The following is a 14,208-nucleotide window of genomic DNA, read 5'->3' as shown; positions in this document are numbered from 1 at the left end:
TGAACTAAACTGGATTCTGGCTGGCTGTGGCCAAGGTATGCCACAAGCTATGAAGCCATCACAGATTGAAAGGTAGAACCCGATCTCATGAGCGAGCAGCTGACTCTCACCATTGACGGCGAGCAGGTACAGGTGGACGCGGGAACGACCGGTCTGCAGCATTTCGCCAATGACAAGGACGTGGTTGTCATGCACGTCGATGGCGTACTGCGCGACCTGGCCCGCGAACTGGAAGCCGGAACCACTGTCACCCGCGTAACCATCAACGATCCAGAAGGATTGGAGGTGCTGCGCCACTCGACCGCCCACGTGATGGCCCAGGCTGTGCAGCAGCTGCGCCCGGATTCCAAGCTGGGCATCGGCCCGTACATCACCGATGGTTTCTACTTCGACTTCGACGTCGAAGAACCGTTCACACCGGAAGACCTCAAGCAGCTGGAAAAGATGATGCAGAAGATCATCAACCAGAACCAGCTCTTCGTCCGCCGCGAAGTATCCCCAGCGGAAGCCAAGGCCGAGATGGCCAACGAGCCATACAAATGCGAGCTGCTGGCCAAGGCCGACTCCGCTGACACCTCCGGCGAAGGCGTGACCGTCGAGGTCGCCGCCGGCGAGACCACCATCTACGACAACGTCGACCGCAAGTCCGGCGACACCGTCTGGAAGGACCTGTGCCGCGGCCCGCACCTGCCGAACACGAAGCTGATCAAGAACGCGTTCGCACTGACCCGCTCGGCCGCCGCGTACTGGCTGGGCAGCGAGAAGAACAAGCAGCTGCAGCGCATCTACGGCACCGCCTGGCCAACCAAGGAAGACCTCAAGGCCTACCAGGAGCGACTGGCCGAGGCCGAGCGCCGCGACCACCGCAAGCTCGGCGCCGAGCTGGACTTGTTCTCCTTCCCGGACGAGCTAGGCTCGGGTCTGCCGGTGTTCCACCCCAAGGGCGGCATCATCAAGCGCGAGATGGAAGACTACGTGCGCGACCGCCACGTCGAAGAGGGCTTCCAGTACGTGGGCACCCCGCACATCTCCAAGGACGGGCTGTTCCACACCTCGGGCCACCTGCCGTACTACGCGGACACCATGTTCCCGGCGCTGCACATCGACGAGGAGCGCGACGAAGACGGCAACATCACCAAGCAGGGCCAGGAATACCGCCTGAAGGCGATGAACTGCCCGATGCACAACCTGATCTTCCGCGGCCGCGGACGCAGCTACCGCGAACTGCCGCTGCGCCTGTTCGAGTTCGGCCACGTCTACCGCTACGAGAAGTCCGGCGTGGTTCACGGCCTGACCCGTGTGCGCGGTTTCGCACAAGATGACTCGCACTCCTACGTCACCAAGGAGCAGGCCCCAGCCGAGGTCGAGCACCTGCTGAACTTCATGCTCTCGCTGCTCAAGGACTTCGGCATGGACGACTTCTACCTGGAGCTGTCCACCCGCGATCCGGAGTCGGACAAGTTCATCGGCACCGACGAGCAGTGGGCGGAAGCCACCGCGGTGCTTGAGCGCGTGGCCACCGAATCCGGCGTCGAGCTGGTTGCCGACCCGGGTGGTGCAGCGTTCTACGGGCCTAAGATCTCGGTCCAGGCCAAGGACGCCATCGGCCGCACCTGGCAGATGGGCACCGTGCAGTACGACTTCAACCAGCCGGCACGCTTCGGCCTGGAGTACCAGGCTGCCGACGGAACCCGCCAGGAACCGGTGATGATCCACGCCGCGAAGTTCGGCTCCATCGAGCGTTTCCTTGGCGTGCTCACCGAGCACTACGCCGGCGCCTTCCCGGCATGGCTCTCGCCGGTGCAGGTGCGCGCGATCCCCGTGGCCGAGGCCTTCAACGGCTACCTCGAAGAGGTTGTCGCCAGGCTCAAGGCCCAGGGCGTCCGCGTGGAACTGGATGACTCGTCGGACCGCTTCCCGAAGAAGATCCGCAACGCGTCCAAGGACAAGATTCCATTCGTGCTCATCGCCGGCGGCGAAGATGCTGATGCGAACGCCGTGTCCTTCCGCTTCCGCGACGGCAGCCAGGAAAACCAGGTGCCCATCGATGATGCGGTAGCCCGTATCGTTGAAGCCATCAAGAGCCGCGACAACAATAACTAGTTCGGACAGGGAGTCCATTGAGCATGCAGGAATACGCAGACCAGTCCGTCACCGACGACTTCGAACTCGCCGGAGTGCCGGATTCGTTCCAGCGTCTGTGGACTCCCTACCGGATGGCCTATATCAAGGGCGGGCAGGACCAGGTCAAGGATGAGGCCAGCTGCCCATTCTGCGCAGGTCCTGGCCGTACCGACGAGGAGGCGCTGATCGTCCACCGCGGCAAAACCTGCTACGTGATCCTGAACCTGTTCCCGTACAACCCCGGCCACCTTCTGGTCTGCCCGTACCGCCACGTGCCGAACTACACCGACATCACGGTTGAGGAGACGGCGGAAATGGCGGCGCTGGCGCAGCAGTCCATGCGCGTGCTGCGCAAGGTGTCCAATCCTGCCGGCTTCAACCTGGGCATGAACCAGGGCGAAGCCGGGGGAGCCGGCATCGCCGCCCACCTGCACCAGCACATCGTGCCCCGGTGGAACGGCGACGGGAACTTCTTCCCGATCATCGCGCAGACCAAAGCCATCCCGCAGACCCTGTCGGAGGTCCGCAGCGCGATTGCCGAGGCATGGGACAGCGAAACACTGAATTAGGCATTAGCCGGCTCACGGGCCCGGCAGGACATCAGTATGTCCTGCTGGGCCACTGGTTTTTAACGCGATTTTAACGCGAGAATCGCGATGCTGGTCTGAATCAAAGCTGTGTCTCATAGATAGTTGCGGAAACTTGGCGCAACGCCTCGCGGTCGAGGCGCCGAGCGAGTCCGAATACCATCTAGGGCTCTTGGGCGCTGTCCGGCAGATGATCGCGCGCGGCTTCAGGTCAGGGAAGCGGGGAACCCTGGGATTGATGAGTTCGCGGAATGCCTCGCAGGCATCCAAGAACGTGTCGACGACCCGGATCCGTCTTATACCCGCGCCTGGACCACGCGGCTCTTGGGCGATGCCTGATAACTGCGGGAAGCGGCTGCAACGATTCAAAGAGGCATGAGCCTAGTGCGATGCATGTCCGATGAAGCGGTGCGATGGGATGCCGGGGAATATGACGCGGGTGAAGGGGCGGCAAAAGGGGCTGTGGCTGAGGTACTGGAAGCAAACCCTCAACTACGTGCCTAAAATATGTTTGACTAGTACATTTGTGTCGAAAGGCTATGTTACGCACTAACCTCTGATCGGTAGACAAGTCTCCCGATGCTGGATTGTGACGCAACACGTGAGGTAATAAAGCAAAGCGATTCTACGATTACTGGCGTACCACCTCGCTTAAAACCCTGAAATTCTGGGGCAAAACGAGTCACCGCAGTGTCGAAAGGAACCATTCCTCCATGTCTACGAACAACCAGAACTCCGTCGTCGGTTCGGACCGCGTCAAGCGCGGCATGGCCGAAATGCTCAAGGGCGGTGTCATCATGGACGTAGTCACCCCGGAGCAGGCACGTATCGCAGAAGACGCCGGTGCCGTGGCAGTCATGGCGCTGGAGCGCGTTCCCGCCGACATCCGTGCCCAGGGTGGCGTCTCGCGCATGAGCGACCCGGACATGATCGACGGCATCATTGCCGAGGTCTCCATCCCGGTCATGGCCAAGGCCCGCATCGGCCACTTCGTCGAGGCGCAGATCCTGCAGTCCCTGGGCGTCGACTACATCGACGAGTCCGAGGTCCTCTCGCCAGCCGACTACGAGAACCACATCGACAAGCAGCCGTTCACGGTGCCATTCGTCTGCGGTGCCACCAACCTCGGTGAGGCCCTGCGCCGCATCAACGAGGGCGCTGCAATGATCCGCTCCAAGGGCGAAGCCGGCACCGGCGACGTCTCCAACGCCACCGGCCACATGCGCAAGATCCGTGCAGAGATCGCCAAGCTGTCCGCCCTGCCAGAGGACGAGCTGTATGTTGCAGCCAAGGAATTGCAGGCTCCATACGAACTGGTCAAGGAAGTCGCCGCCAACGGCAAGCTGCCGGTCGTGCTGTTCACCGCTGGAGGCATCGCCACCCCGGCCGACGCCGCGATGATGATGCAGCTGGGCGCCGACGGCGTGTTCGTCGGCTCGGGCATCTTCAAGTCCGGCAACCCGGTGCAGCGTGCCGAAGCCATCGTGAAGGCCACCACCTTCTTCGACAACCCGGACGAGCTGGCCAAGATCTCTCGCGGCCTGGGCGAGGCGATGGTCGGCATCAACGTCGCCGACGTGCCGGTGCCACACCGCTTGGCTGAGCGCGGCTGGTAAGCCCTGACTCCATAAGTGCTAAAGGTCCACGCTACCGAACTTCTCGGTGGCGTGGGCCTTTGCGACCGGTTGCTGGTCAGAGGCCCAACCATTTACCCGTGCAGGAGCGGCGTCTGGATAGAACTATGTCCAGGTTCTAATCGAGTCCGGCAATTGCTGACCGCTGGAACGGACGCGGCGTATGCCACCGCTCGAAGTTAGTTCGTCTCGTTTCGATGAATGGTGTGCACCTGTTCCAAGGACACCGTATGGCCACTCACGTAGAACCAGATCCGAGCGGTACCCGTCGCACCAGCCTTATGCTGCCACCTCTCATGGATCGACCACCGCGTTTGACCGTCCCGAGTTCACCTTTCAGCCGATAATTCGTCGGAGTGGTGGCTTAGGGTTTGCGTGCGAGGAAGTCCCAGGCGTCCGACATTGGATTTCAGATCGCCTCAACCAGTTCCCGCCATCCTTTCTGGGCATCGGTGGTAGCGAAGCGGATCTCGTATCCGACCTTCTTCGGAGGCCGGGGACCAGATTCCCCTTCTTGGCAGCAGCCACGATCAGGGGCGCTCCACGGCGATCTCAACGTCATCGAGCCACTCAAGATCGGCGCTGCCGAGTCCCGCGGCGACTGCCGTAGCAGTCTCTTTCCATGAGGTCAGCTCCGAGATCGCCAATTGAAGCTGGTTGGTGGAGAATGAGGCCCGAGCAGCATCGACAAGCTCCTGCGCACAGGACTCGCGATCAGCAGGCGACTGGGCAAGCACCATGGGAAGTTCTGGCTCATGCGCTCAGCCAGGGTACCCCGGTCGTCGAGGGGTACGATGATCAATTGCGCAGCAAAGTGCAGTAGACAGGCGCGTCCATCGGCCTCCCGCTGTGACATCAGCACCAGTGTCTCCCCGTCACGACGGGTTACCGTGACTGGATGTTCTTCCGCCTCGGCGAAGACCTCGGGTGAGTGCTTGCTCAGATCCGAGGAGCGCCTAGTCCGGGTTGGAGGCTCAGCTAGGATGGATATATTTCAAGGCTATTCGGAATGTATTCGAAAGCCTAGAAGATGGGCGATTGGTGACCGTAGGTCGAATTCCCGCGATCGGAGACGAGTTCTCGGGTCGAGCCAAGCAGAAAATGCCGATTGAGAATTCGATCAGACCTTGCTGCTGGTCGCACTGGTGTGTACCAACCACGTGCATTGGGCTAAAGCTCGGAGATGCCGATCAGGCGCTGCCGGCAGATATCAACCCGAGGTGCGGCATTCGGCGGCGCAGATTGTTTTGTGTACGTCAAGGCCCATGTGCCGGTCTCGAGTGGGGCCATCGCTGAGCAGGCACACTACACCTTCGTTGTCGATGGCTTGGCGTTCGAGCATTATCGTCCGTCACGGAACTTGCGTGGCGCAAGCGCGAATTGATCCCAGTGGAGTCGTACTTATAGTGCTCCGGACATGGCAGACTAGAGAGCATGGGCCAGATCATTTTCGACGCAGCTGTCACCCTCAACGGCTTTCTGGCAGATGAAAACTATAGCCTGCAATGGCTCTTCGATGTTCCGGGGGCCCAAGACCCCGACCCGGACCTGCTGCCCAAGAATGTCGGCGTGCATGTGGAAGGAGCGAATACCTACCTATGGCTGATCAAGAACGAGCAGTTCATCGAGAACCCGCAGAAGTGGCAGGAATATTATCGGGGGATCACCACGTATGTTTTCACCTCGCGGGACCTGCCAATTCCCGAGGGCGCTGACGTCCGCTTGGTCAATGGTGCGGTCGGAGAATTCTTGCCTGAAATCCGCGAGGCCGCGGGGGAGAAGAACATCTGGGTGCTCGGCGGAGGAGAGCTGCTGGGACAGTTCCTGGATCTTGACGCACTCGACACCCTGGCGTTGACTGTTGCCCCAGCAGCATTGTCTGCAGGAGCCGCATTGCTACCGCGCAGCATTGGCAGTGACCGGTTGGAACTGGCTGAAGCAAGGAAAGCCGGGCCATTTGCCCGCCTCGTCTACCGGGTCCTTCCAACCAAGTGAACAAGTTTTAAAAGACTCGACTGGCCACCGGAAAATTCGGTGGCCAGTCAAGTTCCCGCCGTTTTAGCTGTTCGCTACTGGTTCCACGAGCGCAACACCATGTGGCGTCCGCGACCAAGAAGCTTGAGCCCATTGGCGCTGAAGAAGTCGGCGCTGGACGGCGTGGCCGCTGCGAGCAGCTCCTGCGGCACCTCGTCGTCTGGAGGCGACAGCGGATTGATCATGGAACGCGACAGGCCGTGCAGCAAGGCGGTGCCAATGCCATGGCGGCGATGTTCCTTGCCTACAGCTAGGGCATGCACCATGAGCTGTCCGTTCAGGCCCTGCTGGGCAAAGCCCCGGCCGACGATCTCTCCCTCGTCGGTGCGAGCCAAGGCATGCTCAACACGACGCAAGGCCGGATGCCCGCTGGATAGCTGGGTACTGGTCTCGCGCCACAGGTTCGTCACGTTCAGTTCGGCCGCATCAGCGCCGGAGGCCTCAGGCACATTATTGCCCAAACGGATCTTTCCGTTCCAGCGATCCATGGGAATGGCCAACGGGCCAGCATGCCATGAGACTTGTGCATTATCGGAGAATCCTGCTGCCTTCAGCTCATCCGAGTGGGCGCCTGAGTTGACCCATGCTTCCACGCGCCGGGCGCCTAGCCGGTGGCCCTCGGCCAGCGCCGGGCGCAGGCCAGCCTGCTCCGGCTGCTCAGGAAACAACAGAATCAGGCGCTTGCGTACCGGCTGCCAGGCCCATGAGCATCCGTGGGTGGTAAAGATTTTGCCGCCGGTGGCTACTGCCAGTGCCTGGTGCCAGTGGCTTAGCGCTTCCTGTGCGGAGGCAATAGTGGTCATTATTCTGCGTTCACCAATCCTCGACGGCGCAGCAACGGTTCAACCACTGCGGTGCGGCCGCGGAATAACTCGTAGGACTCAAGGGGATCGCGCGTATTGCCGCGCGACAGCAGTTCCTCACGGAACCGATTACCATTTTCGCGCATTAAGCCGCCATTTTCCTCGAACCACTGCACAGTGTCGGCATCGAGCACCTCACTCCAGATGTAGGAGTAGTAGCCAGCGGAGTATCCATTGGCGAAAATGTGCTGGAAATAACCGGTGCGGTAACGAGGCGGAATCAGCTCGGTATCGAAGCCGGCTTGCTGAAGCACGTCTTGTTCGAACTGCAGCGGATCGGCGATAACGGTCCCGGCGCTGATGGTATGCCAGGCCCAGTCGAGCACGCTGGCAGCCAGGTACTCGGTGGTTGCAAAACCCTGGCCCCATAGCGAAGCTGCGCGGATCTTCTCGATCAGCGCCTCGCTCAACGCTTCGCCGCTCTGGTGGTGGACTGCATAACCGGTGACGACATCCTCGTGGAGCATCCACATCTCGTTGACTTGGGAAGGGAACTCCACGAAGTCGCGCGGGACCGAGGTGCCGGCAAGAGAAGCGTATTTTCCACTGGAGAACATGCCGTGCAGCGCGTGGCCGAACTCATGGAAGAGCGTATTTGCCTCATCCATGGACAGCAGGATTGGATCACCAGGCGCAGGCGGGGTGATGTTCAAGGTGTTGGTGACGATCGGTCGTTCTTCCAGGAATGAAGCGGCATCGCGCAGGCTGGTCATCCACGCGCCGCCCTTCTTCGTGTCACGGGCCAGATAGTCTCCGGTGTAGAGCGCCAAAGGCTTGCCATCGGCGTCGAAGACTTCGAAGACCCGAACGTCCGGGTGGTAGGCAGGCAGGTCGAACCGTTCCTGGAAGGTGATGCCGAATAGCTTGGTAGCCGTCGCGAAGACCCCATCGATGAGCACCCGGTCCAACTCGAAGTAGTTGCGCAGCGCTTCGGAATCCACCGAGTACTGATCACGCAGGACCTGATTGGAGAAGTATTTCCAATCCCACGCGTTGATTTCAGCACCGGCAATCTCACCGAGCACCTCAGCTTCCCTCCGGGCGTTTGCGGTGGCAGCTTTCGTCAGTTCGGCGAGGCGCTCTTCCACCGCAGCGGTGGAAGGGGCGGTGGCTTGGGCGAGCACGGTTTCGGCATGATTGGCGAATCCGAGCAGCGCGGCGCGTTCGGCACGAAGCTGCGCCATTTCGGCGGCAATGTGAATTGTCGCGTTTTCCTCGGTGCCACGGCTCATTGATGCGTTGAACACCTTGCGGCGGGACTCGCTTGAGGACAGCGACTCCAGAACCGGCTGCTGGGTCGGAGAAACCAACGCCAGCAGGTAGCCCGACGCGTGGCCTGCTTGCTTCGCCGTCTCCGCTGCCGACTCGATGGCTGGACCGGACAGGCCGTCGAGTTCCGCAGCATCCTCGAAGTGCACCGCATGGGCGTTCTGATTCTTCAGCACGAGGTCAGCGAACTGCGTTGAAAGTTCGGCCAGCTTCGCGTTCAGTGCCTTCAGGCGATCCTTTTCGGCATCGCCCAAGCCCGCCCCGGCCAATTGGAAATTCTTCAAAGTTTGATCCGCTAAGCGGGCGTCTTCACCCTGGAGGCTCGCACAATCCAAGGCTTGTAAACGCGAATACAAGGTTTGGTTCAGGTAGATCTCATCTTCCTGCTCGGACCAGATCGATGAAATCTCTGATTGAATCGCCCGCAGATCTTCCGTCCCATGGGCAGAAATCACGGAGAAGTACGTCATCAACGCACGGCGCAGGGTCTGCCCGCTGGCTTCCAAAGCGAGGAATGTGTTCTCGAATGTGGGTTCCTGCGTATCGTCGACTATGCGCTGCAGCTCTTCGCGCTGCTCGGCTGCGCCGATCCGGGTCGCCTCCAGGTAGTGCTCAGCAGTGAGCTGGTCGAATGCTGGCCATTGGTAGGGCCTGGTGCTGGGAGTCAGAAGAGGGTTTTGCATAGGCCTAGGTTTTCATGGAAAAAGTGATTCAGCTTGCATTTACACCCCGCATGCCCAGCTGAGCTAGGCTCGATGCATGCCCCAACGTGCTCCGTCCGCATTACTTCCACTTGGTTCAACGCTGATGGCCGCATTGCTGATTGGCGGCTGCTCTGCAATCCCGAGCAGCAATCAAGAACCAGCAACCCCGCAGTCTTCCGTTCAGTCCTCATCGGATCCGGCTTCAAGTCCAACCACGGAGGATAGCTCTGCCGCACCGTCGAGTCCCGAAGAACTCTCGCTGATGGTCACCGGAGACGTCTTGCTGCATCCTCAGCTATTGGATGAAGCCGAGAAGGCAGCTGGCGCACAATCGGGCAATGGCGAGGACTACGATTTCAGCCCATTGCTGGCGGGCCTGGCCCCCTATGTCCAGGACGCAGATGTCGCGCTTTGCAATCTGGAGACACCAATTGGTATCCCTCCGTATTCCGGGTATCCGCGGTTCACCGTCCCGGAACAAATCCTCACCGATCTCGAAGCCATTGGCTACGACGGATGCACCACTGCCACCAATCACACGGTCGATGCCGGTACGGCCGGAGTCGAACGAACACTCGATGCGCTGGAGTCCAATGGGCTGTTTGCGACAGGCTCCTACCGCAACGAAAAGGACTCCGAAAAACCGTCCATCCTGGAAACAAACGGGGTGAAGCTCGGGGTAGTAACCAGCACTTATTCGCTTAACGGACTGCCGGAAGCAGCTCACTGGCAGGTCGATACCGGAGTGGATGCGCAGGAGCTGATTACCCGGGGCAAGGAAACGCGCAAGTCCGGAGCGGACATCGTGGTGGCAGCCGTGCACGATGGAGCTGAATACACCACCGAGCCGACCGCCTCGCAAAGAAAACTCGGCCAGGCCCTGGCAGAATCTGGCGTCTTCGATTTCATCTACATGCACCACACCCACTCGGTCCTGCCCATTGAGAAGCACGACGGAACCTGGATCGTCTACGGTTTGGGAAACTCTGTGGCCAAGCATGCAACGCCGACCATTCTCAACCGCGAAGGCATCAGCGTGAAGGCAACATTCACCCAGGACGAACCTGGCGAATGGGAGGTCAGCAACTTGCGGTGGGTTCCGCACCAGTTGTCGAACGGGCCGGTAGCGTGGTGCCAAGTCTTCAACGCTGATGGATGCGTTCCGGAAGCTGATGGGCAAGCGTCCCTGAAGCGCAGTGAAGCCACCGTGAATGCCTATGGCGCCTTTGAGGATGGACTGCAGGCGTGGACGCTGGACTGAGCTAGCTAGCGTCTGGGCCACGCTTCCCATGCACCGTTTGGAGGCAGAATCGCTTGCGCTTTGGCCAGCTGGGCCGGCGATATGTCATCGAGGCCGCCGGATTGCTCACTGAATCCCGTCTCCTTGGCAACGAAACGATGCACGAGGCGGCCAGCGCCGATATCCAAGGACTCGCGAAACGCGCCGGACACGGCTGCCCCCACCTGGGCTTCCAGTTCCTCGATCATCTCGGGAACGTGTTCATCGCAGGCGTCGCAACCGCAGGTCGGGAAAACCGCGTGGTAAAGCGCACCGAGCTCCAGATGCACCCCGGGAAAGGTCGTAAGGATCATGCCCAATGGAGCGCAGCGCGAATTCACCGGAAGGATCCGGACAGAACTCACCACGGTGTCCGGCGGAATCCGCAGTTCGGCGGCCAGTCCGAGATCATCGAAGCAGCGCACCTCGAATTGCTCCTGCATCCAGCTCAGCAACGCCCGGGCTACCTGCTGCACGGGAGCAAAACGTTCCGGATGTTCGGTCACCGAATAACTTTCACTATCCGGCTCCCCATTCCAACGCTCGCCATAGGGGATTGGGGTATCGAGCTCGTCGACGTACTCCGCGAATTTAATGTCTGGCCGCTTGTAGCCCCTGAGCATGCTCGGTTCCTCCTGTTGCGTCAAACCATGGCAGTAAGGGCCTAATGCCCGAATTCGTCCGAATCGGTGAAGGGGCCGGCTCCGGTATCCATGGCATCGATGGCGGCCATTTCTGCCTGCGTGAGGTGGAAATCGAAAATATCCAAGTTCTCGCGCTGCCGCTGGGGATCGGCCGATTTCGGTGCGGCCGCACGCCCGGACTGGACATGCCAGCGGAGCGTCACCTGCGCGCTGCTCTTCCCATGCGCCCCGGAAATTTGTGCCAGAGTCGGATGTGAAAGGAAGTCGGACTTCTGCCGTCCCAATGGGGAATAGGCTTCGGTCCGCACGCCATGCTCCGTATTGAAAGCTTGCCATTCGGCGCTTTGACGCTCCGGATCCACCTGGATCTGGCTCAGCGCCGGCCTGTGGCCTGCTTCCAGGATGTTCTGCAACTGGTATGGCTTGAAGTTCGAGACTCCGGCAGCTCGCATTTTCCCTTCGTCTACGAGCATTACCAGCTCCGTGAAAGCTTCGACGTAGGTGTCCTGCTGCGGGTTTGGCCAGTGGATCAGGAACAGGTCCACATAATCAAGGCCGAGGCGGGCCAGGAAATTCTCTAACGCCTGGCGCACTCCCTGGGCCGAATGCCACTTCTTGTTGAACTTCGTCGTCACGAAGAATTCATCGCGGTCAAGCCTGCTCTGCGCCAAGGCCTGGCCGACGGCGTCCTCGTTCTCATAGTTCTCCGCCGTGTCCACGCGGCGATAGCCGACGTCAAGGGCCGAACGAACCGCGGTGACCGCCTCCTGGCCGCGCATGGGCCACGTGCCCAAGCCAACGGAAGGCATGCTCACGCCACCGGCAAGTTCGAAGGAAGAAATATCAGCAATCACGTTCCCGAAGCTACCAAGCTTCACGGGCTGCCGGGAGGTTGCATCGAAGAATTCACGACACACCGGGAAACAAAACCGGCGCAGGGCATCCATGGGTTTAACGTTGTTTCGGCGCATTTCCGTGCCGCCAGCCACCGAACACCATGAAGGTTACAACCATGCCGAAAATAGGCGTCCTCGCGCTGCAAGGGGATTTCCGCGAACATCTGGCCTCTTTTGAACGGCTTGGGCAACGTGCGCAAATGGTGCGTACAGTCGAGGATTTGGCGCAGGTCGACGCGCTGGTGCTACCCGGCGGCGAGTCTTCCGTAATTGACCGGCTCTCCCGTAACTACGGGTTGGCCGATCCCATCAAGGATCGCATTGCCGAAGGGATGCCGGTCTACGGCTCCTGCGCTGGAATGATCATGCTGGCCGATCGCATTGAGAATCCTGCAATCGCGCGGGATGGCGCGGTCCAGCAAAGCTTCGGCGGCATCGACATGACGGTGAAGCGCAATGCCTTCGGGCGCCAGGTCGACTCGTTCGAGCACCAGCTGGACTTCAACGGGGACACTCTCGAAGCGGTGTTCATCCGCGCCCCGGAAGCCGTGCAAATCGGCCCGGACGTCGAGGTGATCAGCACCGTTCAAGCCGGGCCGAATGACGGACAGGGTAGAATTGTTGCAGTACGCCAGGGAAAATTGTTGGCAACCAGCTTTCACCCGGAAGTCACCGGCAGCACGGCTATCCATCAATTTTTCATCAATCTCACGCGAGGAGACGCTTAAAGCATGTCAGGCCACTCCAAATGGGCAACTACCAAGCACAAGAAGGCGGCGATCGACGCCAAGCGCGCCAAGGCCTTCGCCAAGTTCATCAAGGGCATTGAAGTTGCAGCCCGTGCCGGCGGAGCCGACTTGTCCGGCAACCCGGCGCTGGAACTTGCCGTCAGCAAGGCCAAGAAGAACTCCGTGCCGATCAACAACATCGACCGCGCGATCAAGCGTGGCGCTGGCCTGACCGGTGAGGTCGTCGACTACACCGAGATCATCTACGAAGCACGCGGCCCGCAGGGCTCGGCGCTGCTGATCGAGTGCCTGACCGACAACAAGAACCGCGCTGCCTCCGAGGTTCGCGTGGGCATCACCCGCAATGGCGGCACCGTCGCCGACCCGGGATCGGTGGCCTACCTGTTCAACCGCCAGGGCGTCGTGCGCCTGCCCAAGGGTGAGCTGACCGAAGACGACCTGCTGATGATCGTGCTGGATGCCGGTGCTGACGAGATCCTGGACGAGGACGAGAACTTCGCCATCGTGTGCGATCCTTCGGACCTGCGCGCGGTCGCAGCGGCGCTGGACGAGAACGATATCGCCTACGAATCCGACGAAATGGAATTCCTGCCGTCGATGAAGGTGGACCTGGATGTCGACGGAGCCCGCAAATTCCTGAAGCTCTACGACGCGCTGGAAGAACTGGACGACGTCCAGGGCATCTACACCAACGCAGATCTCTCCGATGAGGTTCGCGCCGCATTGGACGAAGAGCAGTAGGGCTTGGCCTTACGTGTTGTCGGCGTCGACCCCGGCCTGACCCGTTGCGGTCTTGCAGTGGTCGACGTCGCTGCAAACAGGCAAGTTTCGCTGGTGGACGTCACCGTCGCCGGCACCCCGCCGGGCACCCCGCTCGATGCCCGGCTCTTGACGATCGCCAACGCGATCGAGGCGTGGCTGGACCAGCATCAGCCCGACGTGCTCGCCCTGGAACGCGTGTTCGCTTCGGCGAACGTCTCCACGGTGATCGGCACCGCCCAGGTCACCGGCGTGGTGATCACCGCAGCGGCACGACGCGGCATCCCCGTCGCGCTGCATACACCGACGGAGGTCAAGGCAGCGGTGACCGGTTCCGGCCAAGCGACCAAGGCGGCGATCGGCAAGATGATTGCCAAGATCTGCCGGCTTGATGAACCGCCAAAGCCAGCCGACGCCGCTGACGCGGTGGCCCTGGCGATCACCCATGGCTGGCGCGGTGCGGCCACTGGCTCGAACGCCTCGGCCTCTGCAGTGCATGCCGGCGGGTCCTCGCAGCTGACAGGTGCGCAGCAGGCATGGATCGCCGCCGAAGCTTCAGCCAAGCGGCGCGCGGTGCGCCGCTAGTCGGCGGCCGGGAAATAACCTCGACCCACCGGGAAACACGGCGGATCGATATTCGTAGGTATCTTCGATAAACTGGGTTCG

13 protein-coding genes are annotated in these 14,208 nt (G+C 60.9%); 8 read left to right on the top strand and 5 right to left on the bottom strand.

Features of this window, described 5'->3' with window-relative positions:
* The first annotated feature begins 87 nt into the window (after positions 1-87).
* The 3 genes from thrS to pdxS all read left to right on the top strand — a co-directional run bounded on the left by thrS (position 88) and on the right by pdxS (position 4,327).
* Entirely contained in the window at positions 88-2,103 is a 2,016-nt protein-coding gene (gene thrS, locus JOE62_RS09965) for a threonine--tRNA ligase (RefSeq protein WP_204722233.1), read from the top strand.
* Positions 2,104-2,126: 23 nt separating this feature from the next.
* Complete coding sequence (locus JOE62_RS09960; RefSeq protein ID WP_204722232.1) at positions 2,127-2,693, top strand: HIT family protein; 567 nt, start codon at positions 2,127-2,129, stop codon at positions 2,691-2,693.
* 731 nt (positions 2,694-3,424) lie between these two features.
* The gene (gene pdxS, locus JOE62_RS09955; RefSeq protein WP_073706185.1) at positions 3,425-4,327 is read left to right on the top strand and encodes a pyridoxal 5'-phosphate synthase lyase subunit PdxS; all 903 of its coding nucleotides are present in this window, start codon (positions 3,425-3,427) and stop codon (positions 4,325-4,327) included.
* 548 nt (positions 4,328-4,875) lie between these two features.
* On the opposite strand, the gene JOE62_RS16650 is transcribed toward pdxS, so the two are convergent.
* Entirely contained in the window at positions 4,876-5,085 is a 210-nt protein-coding gene (locus JOE62_RS16650) for a hypothetical protein (RefSeq protein ID WP_338085776.1), read from the bottom strand.
* 694 nt (positions 5,086-5,779) lie between these two features.
* On the opposite strand from JOE62_RS16650, the gene JOE62_RS09945 reads away from it, so the two are divergent.
* Positions 5,780-6,340 (top strand): dihydrofolate reductase family protein, encoded by a 561-nt coding sequence (locus JOE62_RS09945; RefSeq protein WP_204722231.1) that lies wholly within the window; start codon positions 5,780-5,782, stop codon positions 6,338-6,340.
* 74 nt (positions 6,341-6,414) lie between these two features.
* On the opposite strand, the gene JOE62_RS09940 is transcribed toward JOE62_RS09945, so the two are convergent.
* Positions 6,415-7,182: a GNAT family N-acetyltransferase gene (locus JOE62_RS09940; RefSeq protein ID WP_073706187.1), complete on the bottom strand. Its 768-nt coding sequence runs from the start codon at positions 7,180-7,182 to the stop codon at positions 6,415-6,417.
* The gene (locus JOE62_RS09935; RefSeq protein WP_204722230.1) at positions 7,182-9,194 is read right to left on the bottom strand and encodes a M3 family metallopeptidase; all 2,013 of its coding nucleotides are present in this window, start codon (positions 9,192-9,194) and stop codon (positions 7,182-7,184) included. Before JOE62_RS09935 ends, JOE62_RS09940 begins: the two co-directional genes overlap by 1 nt.
* Positions 9,195-9,270: 76 nt before the next feature.
* On the opposite strand from JOE62_RS09935, the gene JOE62_RS09930 reads away from it, so the two are divergent.
* Positions 9,271-10,476: a CapA family protein gene (locus tag JOE62_RS09930; RefSeq protein WP_204722229.1), complete on the top strand. Its 1,206-nt coding sequence runs from the start codon at positions 9,271-9,273 to the stop codon at positions 10,474-10,476.
* A 5-nt stretch (positions 10,477-10,481) separates the two neighbouring features.
* Here the strand turns inward: JOE62_RS09930 and JOE62_RS09925 are convergent, their stop codons facing one another.
* A complete protein-coding gene (locus JOE62_RS09925) occupies positions 10,482-11,117 on the bottom strand; it encodes a DUF6226 family protein (RefSeq protein ID WP_204722228.1) in 636 nt (211 codons plus the stop codon).
* 41 nt (positions 11,118-11,158) lie between these two features.
* Complete coding sequence (locus JOE62_RS09920; RefSeq protein ID WP_204722227.1) at positions 11,159-11,992, bottom strand: aldo/keto reductase; 834 nt, start codon at positions 11,990-11,992, stop codon at positions 11,159-11,161.
* A 143-nt stretch (positions 11,993-12,135) separates the two neighbouring features.
* Between JOE62_RS09920 and pdxT the strand changes: the two genes are divergently transcribed.
* From pdxT to ruvC, 3 genes are read left to right on the top strand one after another with little or no spacing between them, the layout of a single operon-like run.
* Positions 12,136-12,762: a pyridoxal 5'-phosphate synthase glutaminase subunit PdxT gene (gene pdxT / locus JOE62_RS09915; RefSeq protein WP_239543330.1), complete on the top strand. Its 627-nt coding sequence runs from the start codon at positions 12,136-12,138 to the stop codon at positions 12,760-12,762.
* Between the two features lie 3 nt (positions 12,763-12,765).
* Positions 12,766-13,524 (top strand): YebC/PmpR family DNA-binding transcriptional regulator, encoded by a 759-nt coding sequence (locus JOE62_RS09910; RefSeq protein WP_204722226.1) that lies wholly within the window; start codon positions 12,766-12,768, stop codon positions 13,522-13,524.
* A 3-nt stretch (positions 13,525-13,527) separates the two neighbouring features.
* On the top strand, positions 13,528-14,127 hold the full coding sequence (gene ruvC, locus JOE62_RS09905) for a crossover junction endodeoxyribonuclease RuvC (protein ID WP_149596944.1): 600 nt from the start codon (positions 13,528-13,530) through the stop codon (positions 14,125-14,127).
* Positions 14,128-14,208: the final 81 nt, after the last annotated feature.

The organism is Glutamicibacter nicotianae (genome assembly GCF_016907615.1).
GTDB classification, from domain to species: Bacteria; Actinomycetota; Actinomycetes; order Actinomycetales; family Micrococcaceae; genus Glutamicibacter; species Glutamicibacter nicotianae.
Note: the sequence above shows the minus strand (reverse complement) of the source record. Positions and strands in the feature narration are given on the sequence as shown.

Excerpts from the sequence above, each read along its gene's own strand:
- thrS (WP_204722233.1), top strand. The coding sequence starts at position 88 with ATGAGCGAGCAGCTGACTCTCACCATTGACGGCGAGCAGGTACAGGTG.
- JOE62_RS09960 (WP_204722232.1), top strand. The coding sequence starts at position 2,127 with ATGCAGGAATACGCAGACCAGTCCGTCACCGACGACTTCGAACTCGCC.
- pdxS (WP_073706185.1), top strand. The coding sequence starts at position 3,425 with ATGTCTACGAACAACCAGAACTCCGTCGTCGGTTCGGACCGCGTCAAG.
- JOE62_RS16650 (WP_338085776.1), bottom strand. The coding sequence starts at position 5,085 with ATGGTGCTTGCCCAGTCGCCTGCTGATCGCGAGTCCTGTGCGCAGGAG.
- JOE62_RS09945 (WP_204722231.1), top strand. The coding sequence starts at position 5,780 with ATGGGCCAGATCATTTTCGACGCAGCTGTCACCCTCAACGGCTTTCTG.
- JOE62_RS09940 (WP_073706187.1), bottom strand. The coding sequence starts at position 7,182 with ATGACCACTATTGCCTCCGCACAGGAAGCGCTAAGCCACTGGCACCAG.
- JOE62_RS09935 (WP_204722230.1), bottom strand. The coding sequence starts at position 9,194 with ATGCAAAACCCTCTTCTGACTCCCAGCACCAGGCCCTACCAATGGCCA.
- JOE62_RS09930 (WP_204722229.1), top strand. The coding sequence starts at position 9,271 with ATGCCCCAACGTGCTCCGTCCGCATTACTTCCACTTGGTTCAACGCTG.
- JOE62_RS09925 (WP_204722228.1), bottom strand. The coding sequence starts at position 11,117 with ATGCTCAGGGGCTACAAGCGGCCAGACATTAAATTCGCGGAGTACGTC.
- pdxT (WP_239543330.1), top strand. The coding sequence starts at position 12,136 with ATGAAGGTTACAACCATGCCGAAAATAGGCGTCCTCGCGCTGCAAGGG.
- JOE62_RS09910 (WP_204722226.1), top strand. The coding sequence starts at position 12,766 with ATGTCAGGCCACTCCAAATGGGCAACTACCAAGCACAAGAAGGCGGCG.